The organism is Actinomycetospora sp. CA-084318 (assembly GCF_050955885.1).
GTDB lineage: Bacteria > Actinomycetota > Actinomycetes > Mycobacteriales > Pseudonocardiaceae > Actinomycetospora.
Genome location: NZ_CP192098.1, coordinates 2,093,847 through 2,114,212 on the forward strand (window position 1 = coordinate 2,093,847; position 20,366 = coordinate 2,114,212).

At 75.6% G+C, this 20,366-nt stretch carries 25 protein-coding genes; 8 read left to right on the plus strand and 17 right to left on the minus strand.

Annotation, left to right across the window (positions count from 1 at the left end; translation table 11 throughout):
* The first annotated feature begins 18 nt into the window (after nucleotides 1-18).
* On the plus strand, nucleotides 19-180 hold the full coding sequence (locus ACQPYX_RS10260) for a hypothetical protein (protein ID WP_433802804.1): 162 nt from the start codon (nucleotides 19-21) through the stop codon (nucleotides 178-180).
* Nucleotides 177-767 carry a hypothetical protein gene (locus ACQPYX_RS10265; RefSeq protein ID WP_433802805.1) on the plus strand — a complete coding sequence of 197 codons (591 nt, stop codon included), beginning with the start codon at nucleotides 177-179 and terminating at the stop codon, nucleotides 765-767. The genes ACQPYX_RS10260 and ACQPYX_RS10265 overlap by 4 nt, the downstream gene beginning before the upstream one ends.
* Here the strand turns inward: ACQPYX_RS10265 and ACQPYX_RS10270 are convergent.
* Nucleotides 757-1,353 carry a hypothetical protein gene (locus ACQPYX_RS10270; protein ID WP_433802806.1) on the minus strand — a complete coding sequence of 199 codons (597 nt, stop codon included), beginning with the start codon at nucleotides 1,351-1,353 and terminating at the stop codon, nucleotides 757-759. The genes ACQPYX_RS10265 and ACQPYX_RS10270 overlap by 11 nt on opposite strands.
* Nucleotides 1,354-1,504: 151 nt before the next feature.
* Here ACQPYX_RS10270 and ACQPYX_RS10275 point away from each other — a divergent pair, with 151 nt between their 5' ends.
* Nucleotides 1,505-2,386 (plus strand): SDR family oxidoreductase, encoded by an 882-nt coding sequence (locus ACQPYX_RS10275; protein WP_433802807.1) that lies wholly within the window; start codon nucleotides 1,505-1,507, stop codon nucleotides 2,384-2,386.
* Between the two features lie 110 nt (nucleotides 2,387-2,496).
* Nucleotides 2,497-4,059 (plus strand): DICT sensory domain-containing protein, encoded by a 1,563-nt coding sequence (locus ACQPYX_RS10280; RefSeq protein WP_433802808.1) that lies wholly within the window; start codon nucleotides 2,497-2,499, stop codon nucleotides 4,057-4,059.
* A gap of 2 nt (nucleotides 4,060-4,061) precedes the next feature.
* Here ACQPYX_RS10280 and ACQPYX_RS10285 read toward each other — a convergent pair whose 3' ends face one another.
* Entirely contained in the window at nucleotides 4,062-4,289 is a 228-nt protein-coding gene (locus ACQPYX_RS10285; RefSeq protein WP_433802809.1) for a hypothetical protein, read from the minus strand.
* Nucleotides 4,290-4,354: 65 nt separating this feature from the next.
* On the opposite strand from ACQPYX_RS10285, the gene ACQPYX_RS10290 reads away from it, so the two are divergent.
* The gene (locus ACQPYX_RS10290; protein ID WP_433802810.1) at nucleotides 4,355-4,852 is read left to right on the plus strand and encodes a hypothetical protein; all 498 of its coding nucleotides are present in this window, start codon (nucleotides 4,355-4,357) and stop codon (nucleotides 4,850-4,852) included.
* A 13-nt stretch (nucleotides 4,853-4,865) separates the two neighbouring features.
* Here the strand turns inward: ACQPYX_RS10290 and ACQPYX_RS10295 are convergent, their stop codons facing one another.
* The 6 genes from ACQPYX_RS10295 to ACQPYX_RS10320 all read right to left on the minus strand — a co-directional run bounded on the left by ACQPYX_RS10295 (nucleotide 4,866) and on the right by ACQPYX_RS10320 (nucleotide 7,892).
* Nucleotides 4,866-5,195, minus strand: coding sequence for an Asp23/Gls24 family envelope stress response protein (locus ACQPYX_RS10295; RefSeq protein WP_433802811.1), 330 nt, complete (start codon nucleotides 5,193-5,195; stop codon nucleotides 4,866-4,868).
* Entirely contained in the window at nucleotides 5,192-5,665 is a 474-nt protein-coding gene (locus tag ACQPYX_RS10300) for an Asp23/Gls24 family envelope stress response protein (protein WP_433802812.1), read from the minus strand. The genes ACQPYX_RS10295 and ACQPYX_RS10300 overlap by 4 nt, the downstream gene beginning before the upstream one ends.
* A 134-nt stretch (nucleotides 5,666-5,799) precedes the next feature.
* Nucleotides 5,800-6,432, minus strand: coding sequence for a TetR family transcriptional regulator (locus tag ACQPYX_RS10305; protein WP_433802813.1), 633 nt, complete (start codon nucleotides 6,430-6,432; stop codon nucleotides 5,800-5,802).
* Nucleotides 6,429-6,587: a hypothetical protein gene (locus ACQPYX_RS10310; RefSeq protein WP_433802814.1), complete on the minus strand. Its 159-nt coding sequence runs from the start codon at nucleotides 6,585-6,587 to the stop codon at nucleotides 6,429-6,431. Before ACQPYX_RS10310 ends, ACQPYX_RS10305 begins: the two co-directional genes overlap by 4 nt.
* 116 nt (nucleotides 6,588-6,703) lie before the next feature.
* Nucleotides 6,704-7,537 carry an alpha/beta fold hydrolase gene (locus ACQPYX_RS10315; protein WP_433802815.1) on the minus strand — a complete coding sequence of 278 codons (834 nt, stop codon included), beginning with the start codon at nucleotides 7,535-7,537 and terminating at the stop codon, nucleotides 6,704-6,706.
* A gap of 34 nt (nucleotides 7,538-7,571) precedes the next feature.
* Nucleotides 7,572-7,892, minus strand: a complete 321-nt coding sequence (locus ACQPYX_RS10320; protein ID WP_433802816.1) for a hypothetical protein — start codon at nucleotides 7,890-7,892, stop codon at nucleotides 7,572-7,574.
* Nucleotides 7,893-7,965: 73 nt separating this feature from the next.
* On the opposite strand from ACQPYX_RS10320, the gene ACQPYX_RS10325 reads away from it, so the two are divergent.
* Complete coding sequence (locus ACQPYX_RS10325; protein ID WP_433802817.1) at nucleotides 7,966-8,727, plus strand: sulfite exporter TauE/SafE family protein; 762 nt, start codon at nucleotides 7,966-7,968, stop codon at nucleotides 8,725-8,727.
* 17 nt (nucleotides 8,728-8,744) lie between these two features.
* Here the strand turns inward: ACQPYX_RS10325 and ACQPYX_RS10330 are convergent, their stop codons facing one another.
* Nucleotides 8,745-9,614 carry an LLM class flavin-dependent oxidoreductase gene (locus ACQPYX_RS10330; RefSeq protein WP_433802818.1) on the minus strand — a complete coding sequence of 290 codons (870 nt, stop codon included), beginning with the start codon at nucleotides 9,612-9,614 and terminating at the stop codon, nucleotides 8,745-8,747.
* A 277-nt stretch (nucleotides 9,615-9,891) separates the two neighbouring features.
* Nucleotides 9,892-10,863, minus strand: coding sequence for an aldo/keto reductase (locus tag ACQPYX_RS10335; RefSeq protein ID WP_433802819.1), 972 nt, complete (start codon nucleotides 10,861-10,863; stop codon nucleotides 9,892-9,894).
* A 101-nt stretch (nucleotides 10,864-10,964) separates the two neighbouring features.
* Between ACQPYX_RS10335 and ACQPYX_RS10340 the strand changes: the two genes are divergently transcribed.
* Complete coding sequence (locus ACQPYX_RS10340; protein ID WP_433802820.1) at nucleotides 10,965-11,792, plus strand: helix-turn-helix transcriptional regulator; 828 nt, start codon at nucleotides 10,965-10,967, stop codon at nucleotides 11,790-11,792.
* Here the strand turns inward: ACQPYX_RS10340 and ACQPYX_RS10345 are convergent.
* Nucleotides 11,758-12,243, minus strand: a complete 486-nt coding sequence (locus ACQPYX_RS10345) for a MarR family winged helix-turn-helix transcriptional regulator (RefSeq protein WP_433802821.1) — start codon at nucleotides 12,241-12,243, stop codon at nucleotides 11,758-11,760. The two genes, ACQPYX_RS10340 and ACQPYX_RS10345, sit on opposite strands and share 35 nt — an antisense overlap.
* Before the next feature lie 61 nt (nucleotides 12,244-12,304).
* Between ACQPYX_RS10345 and ACQPYX_RS10350 the strand changes: the two genes are divergently transcribed.
* Nucleotides 12,305-13,522: an FAD-dependent monooxygenase gene (locus ACQPYX_RS10350; protein WP_433802822.1), complete on the plus strand. Its 1,218-nt coding sequence runs from the start codon at nucleotides 12,305-12,307 to the stop codon at nucleotides 13,520-13,522.
* On the opposite strand, the gene ACQPYX_RS10355 is transcribed toward ACQPYX_RS10350, so the two are convergent.
* The 6 genes from ACQPYX_RS10355 to ACQPYX_RS10380 form a co-directional block, all read right to left on the minus strand.
* Complete coding sequence (locus ACQPYX_RS10355) at nucleotides 13,480-14,589, minus strand: alkene reductase (RefSeq protein ID WP_433802823.1); 1,110 nt, start codon at nucleotides 14,587-14,589, stop codon at nucleotides 13,480-13,482. The two genes, ACQPYX_RS10350 and ACQPYX_RS10355, sit on opposite strands and share 43 nt — an antisense overlap.
* 125 nt (nucleotides 14,590-14,714) lie before the next feature.
* Entirely contained in the window at nucleotides 14,715-15,668 is a 954-nt protein-coding gene (locus tag ACQPYX_RS10360; protein ID WP_433802824.1) for an Lrp/AsnC family transcriptional regulator, read from the minus strand.
* Between the two features lie 66 nt (nucleotides 15,669-15,734).
* Nucleotides 15,735-16,979, minus strand: coding sequence for a 2-hydroxyacyl-CoA dehydratase (locus ACQPYX_RS10365; protein ID WP_433802825.1), 1,245 nt, complete (start codon nucleotides 16,977-16,979; stop codon nucleotides 15,735-15,737).
* Complete coding sequence (locus ACQPYX_RS10370) at nucleotides 16,976-18,004, minus strand: 2-hydroxyacyl-CoA dehydratase (protein WP_433802826.1); 1,029 nt, start codon at nucleotides 18,002-18,004, stop codon at nucleotides 16,976-16,978. Before ACQPYX_RS10370 ends, ACQPYX_RS10365 begins: the two co-directional genes overlap by 4 nt.
* Nucleotides 18,004-19,242 (minus strand): CaiB/BaiF CoA transferase family protein, encoded by a 1,239-nt coding sequence (locus tag ACQPYX_RS10375; RefSeq protein WP_433802827.1) that lies wholly within the window; start codon nucleotides 19,240-19,242, stop codon nucleotides 18,004-18,006. Before ACQPYX_RS10375 ends, ACQPYX_RS10370 begins: the two co-directional genes overlap by 1 nt.
* A complete protein-coding gene (locus ACQPYX_RS10380) occupies nucleotides 19,239-20,363 on the minus strand; it encodes a CapA family protein (protein ID WP_433803705.1) in 1,125 nt (374 codons plus the stop codon). The genes ACQPYX_RS10375 and ACQPYX_RS10380 overlap by 4 nt, the downstream gene beginning before the upstream one ends.
* Nucleotides 20,364-20,366: the final 3 nt, after the last annotated feature.

Genomic DNA, 20,366 nt, shown 5'->3' on the forward strand with positions numbered 1-20,366 from the left:
CATGACAGGCTCGTCGGCATGGACATCGGACGCGTCCAGCGTCGCTTCACCGCCGAACCCCTCCAGAGCCCCGTCCCGGCCGCCGCGCAGGCGCCCGTCGAGGACGTGGTGCACGTCGAGCACACCGACCGGCCCGAGCACGTGGAGCCCCGGACCGTCACGGCCGACGCCCGCTCGTGACCGCCCCGCACCGCACGGTGGCGGTGCCGGACGTCCCGGCCGCGGTCCTCGGCTGGCGCACCTGGCGCGTCGGCCGGCGGGCCCAGCACCGCCACACGCTCTTCTCCCCGCTCACCGGCACCCCGTGGCCGGCGGGACGTCCGATGGTCGCCACCTGCGCGAGCCCCCGCCACACCCCGCCCGGTGACGCGTGCCCGTGCGGGCTCTACGCGGTCGCCGACACCGGCACGCTCGGGTGGAGCCCGTCGGACCACGAGGTCCTGGGCGTCGTCGCGCTGTGGGGCGAGGTCGTCGAGGGCGAGCACGGCTGGCGCGCCTCGCACGCCTACCCGCGCTTCCTCGTCGCCGGCCCCGGCGTGTCCGCCGAGCAGCGTGCGGTCGTCACCCGGCGCTACGGCGTGCCGGTGCACACCGCGGAGGTGTCGCCGCGCGTCCTGGCCCGGCGGCTCGACCGGTCCACCGCCGACGTCCTGCGTCACGTCGACGACCCGACCGCCGCCGCGGACCTGCTGACCGAGGTGACCCGTCGTCGGGAACCGGTCCCCGCCCCACGACGGCGTGGATGGCGGTCCTGGCTCACGTCCTGAGGCGCAGCAGCGTCCCCACCACGTGGGCCCCGAGGTGCCGGCCGAGCTGGCGGTAGATCTCGACCTGGCCGTCGTCGAGCGCGGTGGTCTCGTGCGGGAAGGCCGGGTGCGTCGCGGCGTACCGGAGCACCGCGTCGGGGACGTCGGCGGTCAGCCGGGGCATCGCCAGCACCAGCCGGCCGCGCCGGCCGGACGGGTAGGTGATCCACCCGGCGACCACCGCGGCGTCGGCGAGCCGCGTCCGGAACGGGCCGGTGGCGTCGTCCGGGAGCCCGGTGCCCGGCGCGAGACCGGAGACGTCGTCGACCTCGATGCCGCGGGGGAGCGCCGGGGGTCCCTCGCCCACGTCGACCACGACCGCCGTCCGGCACTCCTGACGCAGGGCGGCGGCCACCCCGACGTGCTCGTCGACGTAGCAGAGGTAGCCGTCCGACCGGATCCAGCCGGTCGCGCGCAGCACCTGCAGCGTGCCCAGCCCGACGGCGGCGGCCCGCAGGCCGCCGCCCGGGGCGCAGATCCCCACCGAGTACACCGGAGGCCCTTCCCGACGACGGGTCGGGCGGCGTGGGAGCGTGCGGACCGCCATGACGTCCTCCGTGGTCGGCGAGTTCGCCCCCGAGCGTGACGGGTCGGGCTTTCCGCCACCTTTCCCCGCGGGGTGGCCCGGACCCGCGTGTGGACCCGGCGGGGACGGGCCACGCGTGTGGACCCGGCGGGGACGGGCCACCCTGGCGACCATGAGCACGCCCGTCACGCCCGCCCCCTCCTTCGCCGTCACCGGAGCCACCGGCCACCTCGGTCGGCTCGCCGTCGACGCCCTGCTGCGCCGCGGCGTGCCGGCGGGCAACGTGTTCGCGCTGGTCCGCGACCCGGACCGGGCCGGGGACCTGGCCGAGCTCGGGGTCGGCGTCCGCGTGGCCGACTACGACCGGCCGGACACGCTCGGCCCGGCGCTCGAGGGCATCGAGCGGCTGCTGCTGGTCTCGAGCCCCGACCCCGGCGACCGGGTGCGGCAGCACTCCGCCGTGATCGACGCGGCGAAGGCCGCCGACGTCGAGTTCGTCGTCTACACGAGCGTGCTGCACGCCGACGAGACCGAGCTGGTCCTCGCGCCCGAGCACGCCGCCACCGAGGACGTGCTGCAGGGCTCCGGCCTGCTCTTCGCCGTCGCCCGCAACGGCTGGTACGTCGAGAACTACACCGCCCAGCTGCCCCGTTACCTCGAGCGCGGCGAGATCCTCGGGGCGGCCGGCGACGGGAAGGTCTCCGCCGCGACCCGGGCGGACTACGCCGAGGCCGCGGTCAGCCTGCTCACCGGGGACGTCGTCGACCAGCAGGGCTACTGGGAGCTCGGCGGCCCGGCGTTCACGATGTCCGACCTGGCGGACACGATCACCGAGGTGACCGGCACGACGGTCGTCTACCGCGACCACACCCCCTCCGAGCTCACCGAGGCGATGGTGGCCGCGGGCGCCGACCGCGGCACCGCCGAGTTCGTCGCCGCGCTGGAGTCCTCGCTCGCCCGCGGCGAGCTGGAGACCGACAGCCCCGCCCTGGAGAACCTCCTCGGGCGTGCTCCCACCTCGCCGGCCGACGCGGTCCGGGCCGCGCAGCTCTAGTCGCCGCTGGTCGACCGGTCGGCACCGTTCGCCGGGTCGGCGGGGCCCGCGGGGCTCGCCGCCGCCCGGTCGAGGTAGTTCCTCCCTGACGTCGCGTCTCTGGGGGTTCCATGGAGGGTCCGCTCGCCCACGCCACTCGTACCCGGGTGGAGCGGGCCTTCATCGACAACCTGTCCGACCACACGCGGGTGGCCCGCGACCGGGCGAGCGGGTCGCGGCCGGAGCGGATGTCGAAGCGCCTGCTCGTCGACGTCTCGCACGCCGTGGAGAAGGCGGTGATGGCGGGCACCGTCGAGCACCCGACGGTGGTGGTGGCGCTGTTCCAGCAGCTGCCCTACTTCGACCGGGAGCGCGCGGTCTACGAGGCCATGGCCGCCGCCGGCGTCACCGCGGTGGTCGGGTTCGTCGCGGGGGAGGCCCACCCGCCGCCCGAGGGCGTGACCGTGGTGGAGCTCGACCCCGCCGAGGCGCTCGCCGACGAGTGGACCGTGGTCGCGCTGGGGCCCCGCGCCGGGGCGTTCCTCGTCGCCACCGACCAGCACACCTACGACGCGGGCGAGACCGCCGTCGAACCCAGCAGGATCTTCGACGGCCGCTGGGGCTTCTCCCGCGCCCAGGCGGCGACCGAGCTGGCCCGCCTGCGGTTCGCGCTCGGGACCCGCCTCGCGCCCGAGGTGCTGCGGACCGTCGACGACCTGCTGGCGACCACCATGCCCGCGGGCGGCGACGCCGCGGGCTCGGCGGGCACGCCCGGCGAGATGTGGGCGACCACCTCGCTCTACCACATGATCGACCGCATGCGGGACGCGCACGCGGGCACCCGCGAGCTGCGCGAGCAGATCGCGGACGCGCACGCCGCGGCCGGAGCCCGGGCCGTCGCGGGGACGGACGCGGCGAGCGGGCTGCCCGACGGCGACTTCCTCGCTCGCTGGACCCCGCGCGGAGGCCCCGGCGCCCTGCAGGTCGGGGTCGCGCTGTTCGACATCCCCGCGTTCGACGACGAGGCCCTCGCCTCGCCGCGGGCCGCCTATCACGCGGGGCACCGCGTCGCCGCCGCGCTCACCGAGCCGCTCGGGCCGGTCGACGTGGCGGTGCGGCTCGACCCGCGGACCTTCGTTGTCCTGGTGCCCGGAGCGTCCGCGGTGCACCTCAACGACCTCGCCGACCGCATCGGCGAGGGACTCGCGCTGGCCTCCGAGGGCCACCCGGGGGTCCCGCTGACCGCCCGGGTCGCCACCACGACGACCCGCGGCCGGCCCCTGCCGATCGACGACCTGCGGGCCGCGCTCGGGCACGCCGAGGCGTCGGGCGAGCCGGTGGACGCGGGCCGGACGCCCGCGGGCGGACGCATCATGGTGGCCGTCGGTGGCCCCGTCGGTGCCGCCGTCGGCGAGGCCGCGGACGGGCCGCCGGCCGTCGCCTCCGTCCCCGAGCCGACCGACCCCGACGAGGCCGCCCGGGCCGGGCGTCACGTGCGCCTGGTCGAGGACGTGCCCGCCGGGATCCCCGGTCCCGTCGAGGGCACCCCGCTCCCGCGGCAGGGGTACGACGACGAGCCCCGGGTGCCGCGGCCGAGCCCGCTCGGGTCGACCCTGGCGCGGCCGCCCCGGCCGTCCGCCCCGACCTTCGACGGGTTCGACGACCGCGGTGGCTGGTTCCGCGAGGACGGCTGAGCTCAGGCCTCGTCCGGCGGCGTGGCCGGATGGAGGGGGACGACCACGATCATGACCTCGCCGAGGTCCTCGCGGTCGTACTCCTCGCGCCGCAGGGCGGCCGCGGCGAGGGCCGCGCGGTACTCGTAGGGACCGTAGGAGTCGAGCTCCTCGGTCACGGGGTCGAGCACGAGCACGACGAACAGCGACGTCCCGCCCCCGGGACGTCGGGTCCACGCCGACCCGGCCATGCCGACGAAGCTACCGACCGGTCGGTTCTGCGGAAGGACTGGACGGGCCGAGCACACTCGTCCGCGTGAACGGGTACTCGGCGGAGGCGTGGACGGACTTCGCGGTCGCGACGGCGGGCGCCTCGGCCGCCCTCGCCGGGCTCGTGTTCGTGGCGGTGTCGCTCAACCTGCGGGTGATCCTGGACGACACCCACCTGCCGGGCCGCGCGGCGCAGACCCTGGTCCTGCTCGCGGTGCCGCTCTTCCTCGCGCTGGTCGTGCTCGTGCCCGGGCAGGGCGAGGTCGCGCTCGCGGTGGAACTGGTGGTGATCGGACTGGTGGCCGGGTGGGTCCTGGTCCGGCTGGCCCTCCCGCGCCGACGGGCGCCCCAGCAGCCGGTGCCCGCGTGGCTGGTCACCGCCTGGGCCCCGGCCACGGCGGTGCTCGTGGCCCCGGTCGTGGCCGGGCTCGGGGTCGCCACGGGCACCGTCGGGGGCCTCTACTGGCTGCCGGCGGCCGTGCTGCTCGCCCTGCTGGGCGGGCTCGGCAACGCGTGGGCGCTGCTCGTGGAGATCCTGCGGTGAGGGACGGGCCGGCTCAGCCCACGTCGGCGACGACGACGTCGACCGGGTGGCCGGGCGCCCGGACGGCCACGGCGGAGCGGACCTGCTCGACCAGACGCCGCATCGGCGCGCCGTAGCAGGCGGACACGGACACGGCGATCCGGGCCGGGCCGGGGCCGTCGTCGTGCACGCGGATCCCGGGGACCCGCCGGCCGGGCAGGTAGGTCTCGGTGGCGCCGTGCTCGCCGGTGACCAGGTCGGCCACCAGGGGGCAGGCGAGGACCGCGGCGGCGACCCGGTCGACGTCCACCCCGGCCACGATGGCCGGGGCACCGACGTCGCCGGGGCGCACCGGGCGGGTCACCGGACGCGGGCGGGGGCCGGGGCCGGAGCCGGAGCGTCGTCCTCCTCGTCCGGGAGGTGGAGGTCGACGACGTCGACGTTGACCTCGGTGACCTCGAGGCCGGTCATCTGCTCGACCGCCCCGATCACGTTGCGGCGGATGGCCCGCGAGAGCTCGGCGATGGCGACGCCGTACTCGACGACGATGGTTAGGTCGACGGCGGCCTGGCGCTCGCCGACCTCGACCGAGACGCCCTGCGAGGCCGAGGAGCGGCTGCCGGGGATGCGCTCGGTGATGGCGCCGAAGGCGCGGGCGGCGGTGCCGCCGAAGCCGTACACGCCGTTGACCTCGCGGGCGGCGAGGCCGGCGACCTTGGCGACGACGCCGTCGGCGATGGTGGTCTTGCCCTGGGTGCTCTCCAGCGCCGACCCGGTCGGGGCGACGGGGCTCGGCGTCGTGGTCTTCGGCGCGGTGGGCGTGGGGGTGCTCATGGGGGAACCTCCTTCGTCGGTGGTTCGCGAGCCCCGCCCCCGGTGGGCGGAGCGTGTCCGTCGAACTCGTCCCGTAGGACGCGATCGGATCGCGGATCCTCACGCCCGACGTCGGGTGGTTCCGATCACAGCCCTCAGCGGGGGTCGAGCAGGCGCACCGCGAGCCGCTGCAGCCGGGCGACCGTGAGCTCGCGGTCGGTGTCCGGCGCGGCGAGGTGGCTCAGGGCGGCGCGGACGAGGACGTCCGCGGCGTCGTCGAGCAGGGGGCGCGGCAGCCGCGGGTGGTGCCCGCGCAGCCACGTCGAGAGCATCACCCGGGCGCGGGCGATGATCGCGCTGCTCCCGGTGGTGAGCTGCGGGAGCAGGCTGACGTCGTCGTGCGCCGTCGTCAGGACCGTGTCGAGCAGCGGGTGGTTGTCGCGGGCCGCCATCGTGGTGCGCAGCGCCGCGGTGAGGCCCGCGCGCCAGTCCGGGGCGTCGATGAGGGCCTGACCGACCTCGGCGATCACCCGGTCGGACTCGTGCGCGACGAGCGCGTCCGCGACGGCGTCCTTGTCGCCGAACTCGCGGTGGATCGCCGACCGGGACACCCCGGACCGACGTGCCAGGTCGCTCATGCGGACCTGGCCCCACCCCTGCTCGGTGGCGGCGGCGCCGGCGGTCTCGAGGACGCGCTCGCGCAGGGTCTCGCGGAACTGCGCCCGCAGCCCCCGCGGCGCGGCGTGCGGCCGGGCGAGGGGGACGGGACGGGTGGGGGTGTGGGTCACGAGGAGGAACCCCCCTCGCGCTGCGCCCCGTGCAGGGGGCACAGCGGGTTGACGAACTCGGAGTCCTGCTCGCCGTTCAGCAGGAACGAGCAGTGGCAGCCCTGGTCCAGGGCCTCCGGACTGCCGGGTGGGGTCGTGCGGGCCGTGTCGTTCATCGGGCCTCCCGTCGGGGTCGACGTCGGGCAGGGGCACTTCGGGGACTATCGACACGGGACCCGCCGGCGTTACCCCGGCGTGACAAAGAGGTGCGGACCACAGACGTCCGTGCTGGTCAGAGGTGGCGCCGCAGCCATTCGAGAGCGGCGTCACACCGGCGCAGGATCGAGAAGTGCCCGTCGACGGGGGAGACCCACTTCTCGGCCTGGGGCATCGCCGCCCCGAGGGCGCGCGCGTGGGTGGCCGGGACGAACGTGTCGCCGTCGCCGTGCAGCAGCACCGTGGGGCAGCGGACGGTGCCGGGGTCGACGCCCCAGGGCGTGACCAGGGCGATGTGGTCGTCCGCCCGGGCGGTGATCGCGGCCTCGCCGGTGGTGTCGGTGTCCGGGAACCACCCTTGGTCGAGGGCCTCGAGGTCGATCGGCGGGTGCAGCCACCGCAGCGTCGGGTGCGCCCGGTCGAAGGCCAGCTTGTGCTCGCGGCCCTGCTCGGCGGCACGCAGCGACAGCGTCGCGGCCGGGTCGAGGTGGGCGTACCAGTCGAGGCCGGGGGTGTCGCGCGGTGCGAAGGCCCCGATCGCGACGGCGGCGAGGACCCGGTCGGGCAGCAGCGCCGTGCAGGCCAGTGCGTGCGGTGCGCCCGCGGAGTGGCCGACCACGGCGAACCGGTCGACGCCGAGGTGGTCGGCGACGGCGGCGACGTCGGGCGCCACCGAGGCGACGGTGCGGCCGGGGCGGCTCGTGGACCGGCCGTGCCCGGGGCGCGCGACGCTGACCCACCGCAGTCCGAGGCGCTCGGCGGCGGTGACGACCGGGCGGGGCGGGGTGCCGTCGCGCAGCGTGCCGTGGTGCCAGAACACCGTGCCGCGGTCGGACCCGCGCGACACCGACATCCGTGCCGCCACCCGGCGTCCGTCCGGCATCGTCACGTCGACCGCGTCGAGCTGCACCGCATCCCCCTCCGGCTCGCATCGTGGCACGGTCTCAGGTGCCGTGGCGCGGGGGTCCGGCGTGCGAGCTGCGCTGCGTCACCCCGGCCTCCGCCGCGGCCTGCCGGACGTGGGCGTCGAGGGGCGCCCGGGCCCGCAGGATCGCGTCGGTCACGCTGCCGACCCGGTCCTGCACGTGGACGTTGAGCGCCTCGTAGATCTCCGGCCGGCCGCAGACGGCGAGCATCTCGATGACGCGCCGCCGCGCGTCCTCGTCCAGCTCGTCGCCCTCGCGCAGCGCCTCCGCCGCGCGGCGCGTCCGCTCGGCCTGCCGGGCGAGGGCGGCCCGGAGGCGAGGGTTCGGGGTGCGTGCCACCCGTCCACGTTCGCACACCAGTTCGAATCGTGCCCGTCTGGCCCTCCCGGGCGCGGACCACGATCATGCGCTGGTGACCCTGGGCGAAGCGGCGATCATCGCGGTCGCCGGCGTATGGGCCGGGATGATCAACACGATCGTCGGGTCGGGCACCCTCGTCACGTTCCCGGTGCTGCTCGCGCTCGGCTTCCCGCCGCTGACGGCCAACGTGTCGAACGGGCTGGGCCTCGTGCCGGGGTCGGTGACCGGTGCGATCGGATACCGCCGCGAGCTGACCGGCCTGCGCGGGCGCGTGGTCCGGCTGGTGATCCCCACGGCGCTCGGCGGCCTCGTCGGGGCGCTCCTGCTGTTCGCGCTGCCGTCGTCGGTGTTCGACGCGGTGGTGCCGGTGCTCGTGGCGCTCGCGGTGGTGCTCGTCGTGGTGCAACCGTTCGTCGCGCGGCGCATCGCGGCGCGGCGGCCGTCGGGGGAGCCGCGGACGCGGGTCGGGCCGGGGCTGCTGACGTCGGTGTTCGGCACCGGGCTCTACGGCGGCTACTTCGGTGCCGCCCAGGGCGTGCTGCTGCTCGGCGTGCTCGGCATCCTGATCGACGACGACCTGCAGCGCCACAACGCCGTCAAGAACATCCTGGCGGCCGTGGCGAACCTGGTGTCCGGGATCGTGTTCGCCGTGGTCGCGCCGGTGTCCTGGCCGGTCGTGGGGCTCATCGCGGGCGGCGCGATCGTCGGGGGCCTGGTCGGTGCCCGGATCGGCCGGCGCCTCCCGCCGGTGGTGCTGCGCGGCGTGATCGTCGTCGTCGGCCTCGCGGCGCTGGTGCAGCTCCTGCTGCGGTGAGGTGGCCGCCGGCCACCTCAGCCCCGCAGCGGCGCGATGACCTGCTCGGCGAAGCGCAGCACCGGCTCGGTGGAGCGCGGGTGGCCGAAGTCCATGACGACGTGGTCCACGCCGAGGTCCCGGTGCCCCGCGAGCTCCTCGACGAGCTTCGCCGAGTCGTCGTCGTTCTCGGGCAGCGCCCGCTCGAGGGTCACCGACACCTCGATCGACCCGGGGTCGCGCCCCGCCGCCTCGGCGGCGCTGCGGACGATGTCCCGACGACGGGTGAAGCCGTCCCCCGCGGGCCCGTTCCACCGGTCGGCGAGGCGCCCGACCAGGGGCAGCCCGACCTTCTCGCCGGCCGCGCCGACGCACACCCTCGGCGGCGGGTCGGTCAGCGGGGGAGCCGACGCCTCGTCGATCCGGTAGTACCGGCCCTCGTAGGAGGGGAACTCCTCGGTCCACATCCGGCGGCAGATCTCGATGGTCTCCTCGAGCTGGGCGAACCGTACCGACGGCTTCGGGAACTCGTAGCCGTAGGCCGCGTACTCGTGGTCGCGCCACCCCGCGCCGATCCCGAGCACGAAGCGCCCGCCGGAGAGGTACTGCAGCGTCGCGGCCATCTTGGCCAGCAGCGGCGGGTGCCGGTAGCCGACGCCGAGCACGTGGTGGCACAGCTCGACCGACCCGTGGCGCGCCGCGAGCCACGTGATCGTCGTCCACGCCTCGAGGAACGGGTCGGTCTTCCGGTCGAACCCGTAGAAGTGGTCGGCGATCCACAGCGAGTCGAAGTGCGGCAGCGCCGTCGGGAGGATCTCCGTGTCCTGGTACGCGGCGATCGGCACCTGGTCGCTCCACCGGTTGCCGATCACCGGGGACAGCCATCCGAACCGCAGACCCTGAGTCACCGGGCGATCATCGCACCGTCGGGAGAACCGGTGCCGTCGGCACCGGTTCTGCGGTGGTCTCCGCGGGGACGGGTGACGTTCCGTGAGATCCGACCACGGAAGGTGACCCGCGGTCCCGGACCGTGCTGGAGAACCGGTGCGGTCGGCATCGGTTCTGCAGGGTCGGTGGGGCCCGGCAGCTCGCTGATCGCGACGATGGCGCGCTGGTCCCACTCGATGCGTGCAGATCGCCATCGTCCCGGCGCACCGTGACGTCGGGGCCGACCGCCGCCGACCTCTACCGCTCGCTGTCGAGCTGCGCCATCGCCGCCGCGGGGTACCGGTCGCCCGACACCGAGCCGGCCGGCACGAGCTCGTCGATACGGGCCAGGTCGTCGTCCGAGAGGTCGACGTCCACCAGCGACGACGTCACCTGGTCGACCCGCCGCGCCCCGATCACCGGCACCACGTCCGCCCCCTGCGCGCTCACCCAGCCGATCGCGAGCTGCGCCACCGACACGCCCTTGGCCGCCGCCGTCTCGTGCAGCCGCGCCACGAGCGCCCGGTTGTGCTCGAGGTGCTCGCCCTGCCAGCGCGGGGTCATGGCCCGGCCGCCGGTCACGGCGCCGCTGCCGCCGATGAGGCCGCGGCCCAGCACGCCGTAGGCGGTGATCCCGACGCCGAGCTCCCGGCAGGTCGGCAGGATCTCCGCCTCGATCTCGCGGCTGAGCACCGAGTACTCGATCTGCAGGTCGCAGATCGGTACCACCGCCGCCGCGCGCCGGATCGTCGCCGCCGAGACCTCGCTCAGCCCGATGTGCCGCACGTACCCCTGCTCGACGAGCTCGGCGATCGCACCGACGGTGTCCTCGATCGGGACGGCCGGGTCGAGCCGCGCGGGCCGGTAGACGTCGACGTGGTCGACCCCGAGCCGCTGCAGCGAGTAGGTGAGGAAGTTGCGCAGGGCCGCGGGCCGCGTGTCGACCCCGGCCAACCCGCCGTCGGGCGCCCGCAGGGCCCCGAACTTGACCGAGAGGACGGCGTCGTCGCGCGAGCGGTCGGCCAGCGCCCGCCGGACGAGCAGTTCGTTGTGGCCGGCGCCGTAGAAGTCGCCGGTGTCGAGGAGGCTGCCGCCGGCGTCGAGGTAGGCGTGGATCACGCGGACGCCCTCGTCGTCGGGAACGGCGCCGTACGCCCCGGACAGGCCCATGCACCCGAGGGCGGGGGAGGAGACGACGGGACCGGAGCTGCCGAGCTGTCGCTGCTGCATGGGACCACCGTGCGCCTCCCCGCGCCGCAGTGGCAGGCCCGGCGCAACCAGGGACCGACCGACCCTGGCTGGGCGTCCCGACGACGGGTGATGCTGGGTCCGTGATCGACCGCGCGGGCCTCGGGGACTTCCTGCGACGACGACGGGAGCTGCTGCGTCCCGCCGACGTCGGGCTCCCGCCCGGGGTACGGCGCCGGACGCCGGGGCTGCGCCGCGAGGAGGTGGCGCAGCTGGCGGGACTGTCGGTCGACTACTACACGCGCCTCGAGCAGGCCCGCGGGCCGCACCCGAGCGAGGGCGTCGTCGGGACCGTCGCCCGGGCGCTGCGCTGCGACCTCGACGAGCGCGACCACCTCTTCCACCTCGCCGGGATCGCCCCACCGCCGCGGCGCGGGGGCCGGCACGTCGATCCGGGGCTGCTCGCGCTCGTCGACCACCTCACCGCCGTGCCGGCGCGTATCCACACCGACCTGCACGACGTGCTCTGGCAGAACCCGCTGGCGGCGACCCTGTTCGGCAGCGGCATCACGAACCCGGTCCGGCGGTGGTTCACCGACTCCGCGCTGCGTGCGTGCACCCCGGAGGAGGACCGGGCCGCGCTGTCCGCCGCCCACGTGCGCGACCTCCGTGCGACGGCCGCACGGCGGTCCGGCGACGCGGACGTCGTCGAGCTGGTGGACGACCTGCTCGCCCGCAGCGCCGAGTTCCGGGAGCTGTGGGAGCGCCACGAGGTCGGGGTGCGGCGGGTCGCTCGGAAGCGGTTCACGCACCCGGAGGTCGGCCTCGTCCACCTGACCTGCCAGGTGCTGCTCACGCCCGAGTCCGACCGCGTGGTGCTCGTCTACTTCCCGACCGAGGGCACCGACGCACGGGAGAAGCTCGACCTGCTGCGCGTCATCGGGACGCAGGACCTGCATCCGTCGGCGTGACCTCCCGGCCCGCCCGGTCCATGGCCGCCGCGAGCCGGCCGAGGACGGTCCGGACGACGACGGCCTCGTCGGTGGAGAGCGACCGGCAGACCTCGTCGATGTGGCGCAGCCCGGGGAGCCAGACGTCCACGGCGTGCGCCTGCGCGGAGGGCGTGACGGCGAGCGTGACGCGCCGCCGGTCGGTGGGGTGGGGGGTGCGCGCGACGTGGCCGGCGGCCTCGAGGCGGTCGACGAGCACCGTCGCCGACGCCGACCGGATGCCGAGACGCTCGGCGAGCTCCGCGGCGCCCATGGGACCGTGGACGTCGAGCAGGTGGATGGCCGTCATGTCGGTGACGTTCATGCCCATCGCCTTCGCCATCCGCACGACGAGGTCCTGCGAGGCGCCGATCAGGTCGCGCACCGCGAACGTCGTCGCGTCGAAGCGCGCGATCTCGGTGTCCGGATCCACGGCGCAAAGTCTGTCACATCTCTAGTAGTTAGACTCTCTAGCGACGGGGTATCCGATCGGCATGACACGCCACGCACTCATCTCCGGCGCGAGCATCGGCGGCCCCGCCCTCGCGCACGAACTCAACGCCCGGGGATGGCGCACCACGATCGTCGAGCGCTTCCCGCGCCTGCGCGACGAGGGGCAGAACATCGACGTCCGCGGGGCGGGCCGGGTGGTGCTGCGGCGGATGGGTCTCGAGCAGGCGGCCCTCGACACCGGGACCACGGAGGTGGGCCTGCGCATCGTCGGGGAGCAGGGCCGCACGGTGGCCGAGTTCCCCGCCGGCGAGAACGACATCGACGGGCCGACGGCGGAGCTGGAGATCCTGCGCGGCGAGCTCGCCCGGCTCCTGTACGAGCGCACTGCGGAGCGCACCGACTACCGCTTCGAGGAGCAGATCCGCGACCTCGACGACCACGGCGACCACGTCACGGCCACGCTCGCGAGCGGGGAGCGGATCGACGCCGACCTCGTCGTCGTCGCCGAGGGCACGCGCTCGCGCACCCGGGAGCTCGTGGTGCCGGGCGCCGAGATGACCGAGGTCGGCCTGGTCATCGCCTACCTGACGATCCCGCGCACGCCCGAGGACGACCGGTGGTGGAACTGGTACCACACCGAGCGCACCCTCGGGGTCAGCCTGCGGCCGGACAACCTCGGCACCACCCGGGCCATGTTGAGCTTCATGACCGACGTGCGGGGTCTCGAGCGCCTGGACCGCGACGACCAGGTGATGATCCTGCGCCGCACGTTCGCCGACGCGGGCTGGGTGGCGCCCCGGGTCCTCGACGCCCTCGACGACGACGCCCCGATGTACCTCGACGCCGTGGCCCAGGTCCGGCTCCCGCGCTGGAGCACGGGCCGGCGCGTCCTGCTCGGGGACGCGGCGTGGGCCACCGGCCCGTTCGGCACCGGCACCACCCTGGCGCTGACCGCGGCGCACGTGCTGGCGGGGGAGCTCGAGCGGACCCCCGACCACCGGGTCGCCCTGGCCCGCTACGAGGAGGTCATGCGGCCGTTCGTCGCGAAGGCCCAGGACGTCAAGCTCTCGACGATCCGCCTGGTCAACCCGCAGTCGCGGGCGGCGCTGGCCGTCAACCAGACGGTCTTCAAGGTCGCCGCGGGTCTGCAGCACCGGTTCGGCGGCCTCGCGGCCAGGCTCTTCCGCCCGCCGGCCGACCAGGTGGACCTGCCGGACTACCCGCTGCCGACCGTGCGCCCGGCGGCGAGCGTCGGGTAGTCGGTGTACCCCCGCGCGTCCCCGCGGTAGAACGTCGAGTCGTCGGCGGGGGCGAGCGGGGCGCCGACGCGCAGGCGTTCGACGAGGTCGGGGTTCGAGATGAAGTGCGTCCCGAACGCCACGACGTCCGCGAGCCCCTCGTCCACCACGCGCAGGGCGTCCGGCCCGGTCGGGAAGTCGGTCCAGGCGGCGTGCGGGTTCAGCACGAGCGTCCCGGGCCACCGTCGTCGCAGCTCCACTGTGAGGTCGCGGTGCCCGGGCCACTCGAAGAGGTGCAGGTAGCCGAGGTCGCGGGGGAGCTGGTCGACCAGGCCCCGGTACAGCTCGTCGACGTCGTCCTCCACGAGCCCGAACGCGGTGCAACCGGGGGAGAGCCGCAGCGCGAGGCGGCCCGCCCCGATCCGGGCGGCCACCGCGTCGACCAGCTCCAGGACGAACCGGCGGCGCCCGGCGAGGTCGCCGCCGTAGCGGTCGGTGCGGAGGTTGGCGTTCGAGGAGAGGAACTGCTGGATCAGGTAGCAGTAGGCGCCGTGCAGCTCGACGCCGTCGAAGCCCGCCGTCAGCGCCAGCGCGGCGGAGTCGGCGAAGCGGGCGATCGTGCGCTCGACGTCCTCGACGGGCAGCGCGCGCGGGACCGGGTAGGACTTGCGGACGGCGGGCTCTCCGCCGTGGATCCGCACCCGCCCCTCGGCCGCGACCGCCGACGGCGCGAGCGGGTGCAGCCCGCCGCCGAGCAGCTCGGGGTGGCTGTTGCGGCCGGCGTGCATCAGCTGCGCGACGATCCGGCCGCCGGCGGCGTGCACGCGGGCGGTGACCGGTCGCCACGACGCGGCCTGCGCCTCGTCGTGCAGGCCCGGGGTGTCGGTGTAGCCCTGCCCGACCGGCTCGGGCTGCATCGCCTCGGCCACGATCAGCCCGGCCGTGGCCCGCTGCTCGTAGTACTCGGCGATGAGGTCGGTGGCCGACAGCCCCGGCCCGTAGGCCCGACGGCGGGTCAGCGGCGCCATCGCGATCCGGTTCGGCAGGTGCATCGTCGGGAGGTCGAGGGGGTCGAACGCGGTGCTCATGGCGGCGACGGTGCGCCGGTCGGGGCGGTCGCTCCAGCGAGGCCGCCGAGATCGACGATCGACGACCGTGTCGGACGTGATCTGCTCGTTCCCGACGACGATCGGGGCCGGTGCGCCCGTTCGCGTCACCCGCTCTGCTTGACGGTGCGCAGGACGGGCGCGGTCTGGATCGCGACGAGCCCGGGCAGGGCGGTGACGGGTCCGGTGAGGTAGTCGAACAGCGCACGGTCGTCGCGGAGCTGGACGCTCGCGTAGAGGTTCGTCGCGCCGGTGGTGGCCGCGGCGAACCCGACCTCGGGGTGCCGCGCCAGCGCCTCGCCCGCCGCCACCAGGTCGGCGGGGTGCACCGAGATCCACAGCGCGGCGGAGGTGCGCAGGCCGAGCAGCGACGGCGCGAAGTCGACGTCGAAGAAGATCGCGCCGCCGCGCGTCAGCTCGCCGACCCGTCGTCGGGCCGTGGCGGCCGAGCGACCCGTGGCCGCCGCCAGGTCGCGCCAGCGGGCGCGGCCGTCCCGGGCGAGCACGGCGAGGAGCTCCCGGTCGTCCGCGGTGAGGGCGACGGTCCCGGGGGCCGGGGGCGCCGGCGCGATCCGGGCCACGGCCTCGTCGGGGAGGGGCCCCTCGCGGGTGAGCGGGCTGATCCGGCCACCCGCGAACACCCGCAGGATCGACAGCCCGTCGACGCGGGTGACCCGGGGGCTGCGCGGCAGCCGGGAGAGCACCGAGGACGACGGCGGGTCGTCGGAGGTCGGCACGCGCACCATCGAGAGCAGCTCCGCGCCGCCCGAGGTGAGCTGCACCCAGGACGTCTCCGGCAGCCGCGCGACCGCGTGCGCGAGTCCCTCCGCGGCGTCCGGCACGCAGCCCACCCGCACCAGCCACTGCCGTTCGCCGACCGCCTCCGGCCAGGTCCGCCCGACCACCCGCACCGCCCCGGACGCGCGCAGGTCGCGGTAGCGGCGCTCGACGGTCCGCTCGGACACCCCGACGGCCTCGGCGACGAGGGCGAACGGCACCCGACCGTCGAGCTGCAGGGCCTGAAGCAGTCCGCGGTCGATCTCGTCGGCGGGGGCGGGCACGGTGCGAGCACAGCACGAGGTGCTTCGCCCGTGAGTACGTGTGACGGCTATCGCCGTCACACGTACTCACGGGCGCGCAGCGCACCTCTCCAGCCAGTCCCCGACGGTCCGGTCGAGGTGGCCGGGGTCGGAGCGGCGGGCGTCGACGTTGTCCGCGTGCAGCTCCAGGACCGGGATCCCGGCCGTGCGCAGGGCGCGGGTGGTCGCCCAGCTCCCGCGGGCGTCGTCGGAGACCAGGTGCACCACCCCGTCGACGCCGTGGGCCCGGGCCTCCTTCACGTACCACTCCGCCGACCAGGGCGGGGTGTAGAGCTGGTCGGAGAAGGCCGCGAAGCGGGCGGCGAGCGCCCGCATCGGGTCGGGTCCGTAGCGCGCGTAGCCGTCGGCGGCGATCGCGAGGTACATCGACCAGACGAACACCGCGCCGTACCGGTCCTGGAAGCGCCGGTAGAACTCGAGGTCGAACCACAGCCCGCGCCCGATCCACATCAGCCGGGCCCGTTCGTCGTCGCACACGGCCGTGCCGGCGTCGACGCGCTCGGCGACCTCCTCGTACAGGCGTCGCGCGGCGTCCCGGGCCCACTGGGTGCCGCGGTGCCACTGCGGCACCATCACCGCCGGGATGGAGTCGGTGACGGCGACCGGGCAGGGCCGGGCGGCGGCGACGAGGTCGCGGGTGCGCCGGTTCCACTCCGCCTGCTCGTTCACCAGCGCCATCACCTCGACGAACCGCTGTTCGGAGAACCGGTGGCCGGTGGTCTGCTCCAGGACGCGGACGAGGCCCTCGAGCTCGCCGACCATGAGGTCGAGCCGGTCGCTGCCCACCGCCTCCTCCCAGCGGTCCGGCATCAGCTCCCACCAGCGGACCGGCACGGTGTCCGCCGCCGCGCTCTCCAGCGGGTAGAACGTGACGCCCGGCTGCTCGCCCCACAGGTCGAAGATCTTGCGGGAGGCGTCGCCGGTGGTCTCGGCCAGGACGATCGTCGGCCGGGGCAGCCCGCCCCACGGTCCCGACGACGGGTCCGGGTCGTACGCGCTGCCCAGGGTCGAGGCGCTGTACTGCTCGCTGTCGTCGGGATAGCCGCGCTCGCGCAGGAGCGCGAGATGGTCCTGGGTCCGTCGCTTCGCGGCGATGATCGAGGCCCACCACTGGTTGACGACGTACGGGACGCCCATCGTCCGGAAGATCTCCTGCGGGGCGTCCGCGTTGACCAGCGCGAACGGCCCGCCGGCACCGACCTCGCGCCGCAGGTCCGCGAACCAGGCGCGCTGGTGGGCGGTGGCCGCCGTCGCGCTGTCGAGCCGCGTCACGCGGCCACCGCGCCGCGCAGGGCGTCCGCCACCGCGGCGACGTCGTCGATCCGGCCGTACTCCTGGTGGTCGACGAGCACCGTCGGGACCCCGACCGCCGCGCGCTGCGCGGGCACGTCCCAACGGGGTCCGTCGTCGTGCCGGCGGACGTAGGCGAGCAGGCCGACGGCACCGCGGTCCCGGACGAGGCGGGCGGTGTGCGCGGCGCGGTCCGCGATCGCGGCGTGGGCGGCCGCCGGGCCCGCGGCCTGGTAGCGCTCGGCGAGCGCCGGCTCGGTCGGGGCGCCGACGTCGGTCAGCGCGACGAGGTCCCCGCGGTCGTGGTCCTCCCCGACGACGAGCAGGCCGTGCGCCTCGAGCGCGGAATAGACGTGCGGGGTGTCGTGGCTGCTGCCGGTCACGACGACGGGCGTGCCCGGCAGCGGGGGGCGGGCGGGCAGCTCGGCGAGCCGGTCGCGCAGGAGCGCCCGGGCCTCGTCGACGGGACGGGTGCAGGCCAGGTCCACCAGCCCGAGCATCTCGGTGCCGCTCAGCACCCGGCGCGCGCGGTGGGCGCCGACCTGCCGCAGGAGGGACCGCAGGTCGTCGTGGGCCGCGACGGCGCGGGCGAGCGCGTCGTCGGGAACGGGGGTGCCGCGCTCCGCGAGCCAGGCGCGGAAGCGGCGGACCTGGGCGAGGTCGTAGCGGGTCGTGGTGCGGTGCGGCAGGTGCAGCACGTCGACGAGGTGCAGCGGCGGCAGGTCGACCTCCGGCGCCACCCGGGTGAGCTCGCGGAGCACGTAGAACAGGCGCAGCGAGGCCTCGCAGTCGTGCGAGACCACGAGGACGTCGAGGTGGCCGTAGGCCCCGGCGAGCAGGCGGGTCAGGATCGAGCAGGCGACCGGGTCGAGCCCGCCCCCGAGGTGGCGGCGGCCGGGCTCGGCGTCCTCGTCGGGGGAGCCGGACAGCCGACGGGGCAGGTAGCCCGCCGCGGTCAGCAGCTCGACGGGGACGTCCGCGCCCACGTAGCCGGCGACGAGCGGCATCAGATCACCGCGTCGGCGTGCAGGGCCGCGAGCTCCTCGGCGCTGTAGCCGAGCAGTTCCCGATAGACGTGGTCGTTGTGCTCCCCGAGGGCCGGCGGCGGGGCGTCGAGGCCGACCGACGACCCGGAGAACACGATCGGCACGCCGGTGGACGACAGGTCCCCGACGGCGCCGTAGTGCGGGTGGGCGAGCGGGACGACCTCGCCGCGCTCGCGGACCAGCGGGTCGCGGACGGCCTGCTGCGGGTCGCGGACGGCCGCGGCCGGGACGCCGTGGGCGGCCAGCCGGTCGACGACCTCGTCGGCCGGCAGGGTCGCGCACCAGGCCCCGATCAGCCCGTGGAGCTCGTCGGCGTGGCGCACCCGCTCGTCGCGGGTGCGGTAGCGGCCGTCGTCGAGCAGGTCCTCGCGGCCCATCGCGCGCAGCACGCCGTGGGCGAAGGCGTCGGTGGGCGCGCAGAGCGCCACGTGCCCGGTCAGCGCCGGCAGGATCCCGAACGGGGCGAGGCGGGGCACCATCTGGCCGGTGCGCTGCGGGAGCCCGACGGCGTCGAAGGCGTCGAACGGCTCGCACGCTACGAGCGAGGTCAGCGCGCCGAGCATGGAGACGTCGACGTGCTGACCCTCCCCGGTCGTCTCGCGCTGCAGCAGCGCGGACACCGTGCCGATCACCGCGAACAGCGGCGCGATGAGGTCGCCCACCGGCAGCCCGAAGCGGACCGGGTCCCCGTCCGGCTCGCCCGCCGTCATCATCACCCCGGAGAGGGCCTGGACGATCGAGTCCATCGCCTTGCCCGAGCCGGGGCCACCCTGCGCGCCGAAGCCGCTGATCGAGGTGTAGACCAGCCGCGGGTTGATCTCGCGCAGGGTGGCGTGGTCGATTCCGAGCCGCGTGGTCACGCCCGACGAGTAGTTCTCGACGAGGACGTCGGCGTCCCGCACGAGGTCGTGCAGGATCGCGACCGCGCGGGGGTCCTTGAGGTTCAGCGTCACCGACTTCTTGCCGCGGCCGCGGACGAGCATCGAGACCGACATGTCGTCCGGGTGCCGGCGGCCGAGGGCGAGGCCGTCGCGCCCGACGTAGGGCGCGTTGTTCCGTGAGGCGTCGCCGCCGACGACCGGGTTCTCGACCTTGATGACGGTCGCGCCCAGCCCGGCGAGCAGCAGGGTCGCGTAGGGGCCGGCGAGGGCGGTGGTCAGGTCGATGACGGTGCGTCCGGCGAGGGGCTGGTCGGTCACGCGGTCTCCTCGGTGGTGCCGGCGACGAGCCAGTCGTCGCCGCGGCGGACCAGGCGGCCGTTCAGCCGGGCCCGGCGCGTGATGTCGCTGAGGTAGTCGACGGCGGGGGAGTCGGGTCCCTGCGGGACCGGTCGCCCGGCGTCGTCGATGCGGCACGGGACGATCCCGGCCCCGACGAGGCCGTCGCGGTCGAACCGGCAGGTCGCGACGACGGTGTCGCGGCTCTCCGGGTGGAACGGGTAGTGCGGCATCGCCGGGTCGGGGGCGAAGCCGTAGAGCTCGGTGCGCCGGGCCGCCCACGCGGCCCGTTCGGCGCTGTCGCCGTCGCCGCCCGGGGTGAGGGCGTGGGTGACGGTGACGAAGTTGCCCAGGCCGTGGAAGATCGGCCGCCCGCGCCAGACCTCCACGCCCCGCAGGATGTGGGCGTGGTGGCCGAACACGGCGTCCGCGCCGGCGTCGATCGCGGCGCGGGCCACCGGGGACTCGTACATGGCGACCGCCGCAGGCGTGTGCCCGACGCCCTTGTGCAGCGCGACGAGCACGACGTCGACCTCCGCGCGCAGGGCTGCCACGTCGTCCTGCATGGCCTCGAGCGAGTCGGGGTCGGCGAACGTGTAGACCCGCGGCGGGCCGCCGGGGCTCGCGTGGTCCAGTTCGTAGTGCGTCAGCACCTGGACGTAGGCGCACCCGGCCTTGCGCGAGGTCGCCCAGGACTCCCGCGGCCCGACGCAGTTGTAGGAGAGCACGCCGACGCTCCGGCCCTGCGCCGCCACGACGGCGGGCCGGCGTGCCTCGGCGAGGTCCGCGCCGGCGCCGACGGGCACGAGCCCGGCCGCGCGGGCGTGCGCGACGGTGTCGGTCACCCCGACCTCGCCGGCGTCGAACACGTGGTTGCCCGCGAGGGTGACCACGTCGAAGCCGGCCTCGCGCAGCGCCGTGAGCGCCGCCGGGTCCGCCGGGGGTGCCGGCACGTCCGTGCTGACCTGCGTCGTCGTGGTGGAGTGCGGGACCTCGACGTGGCCGACGGTGACGTCGGCGGCGCGCAGCACCGGGGCCGCGGGTGCGAGGAAGGAGGCGGGGTCGGGCTCGTCGAGGATGAGGTCCCCGACGGCGGCCACCATGAG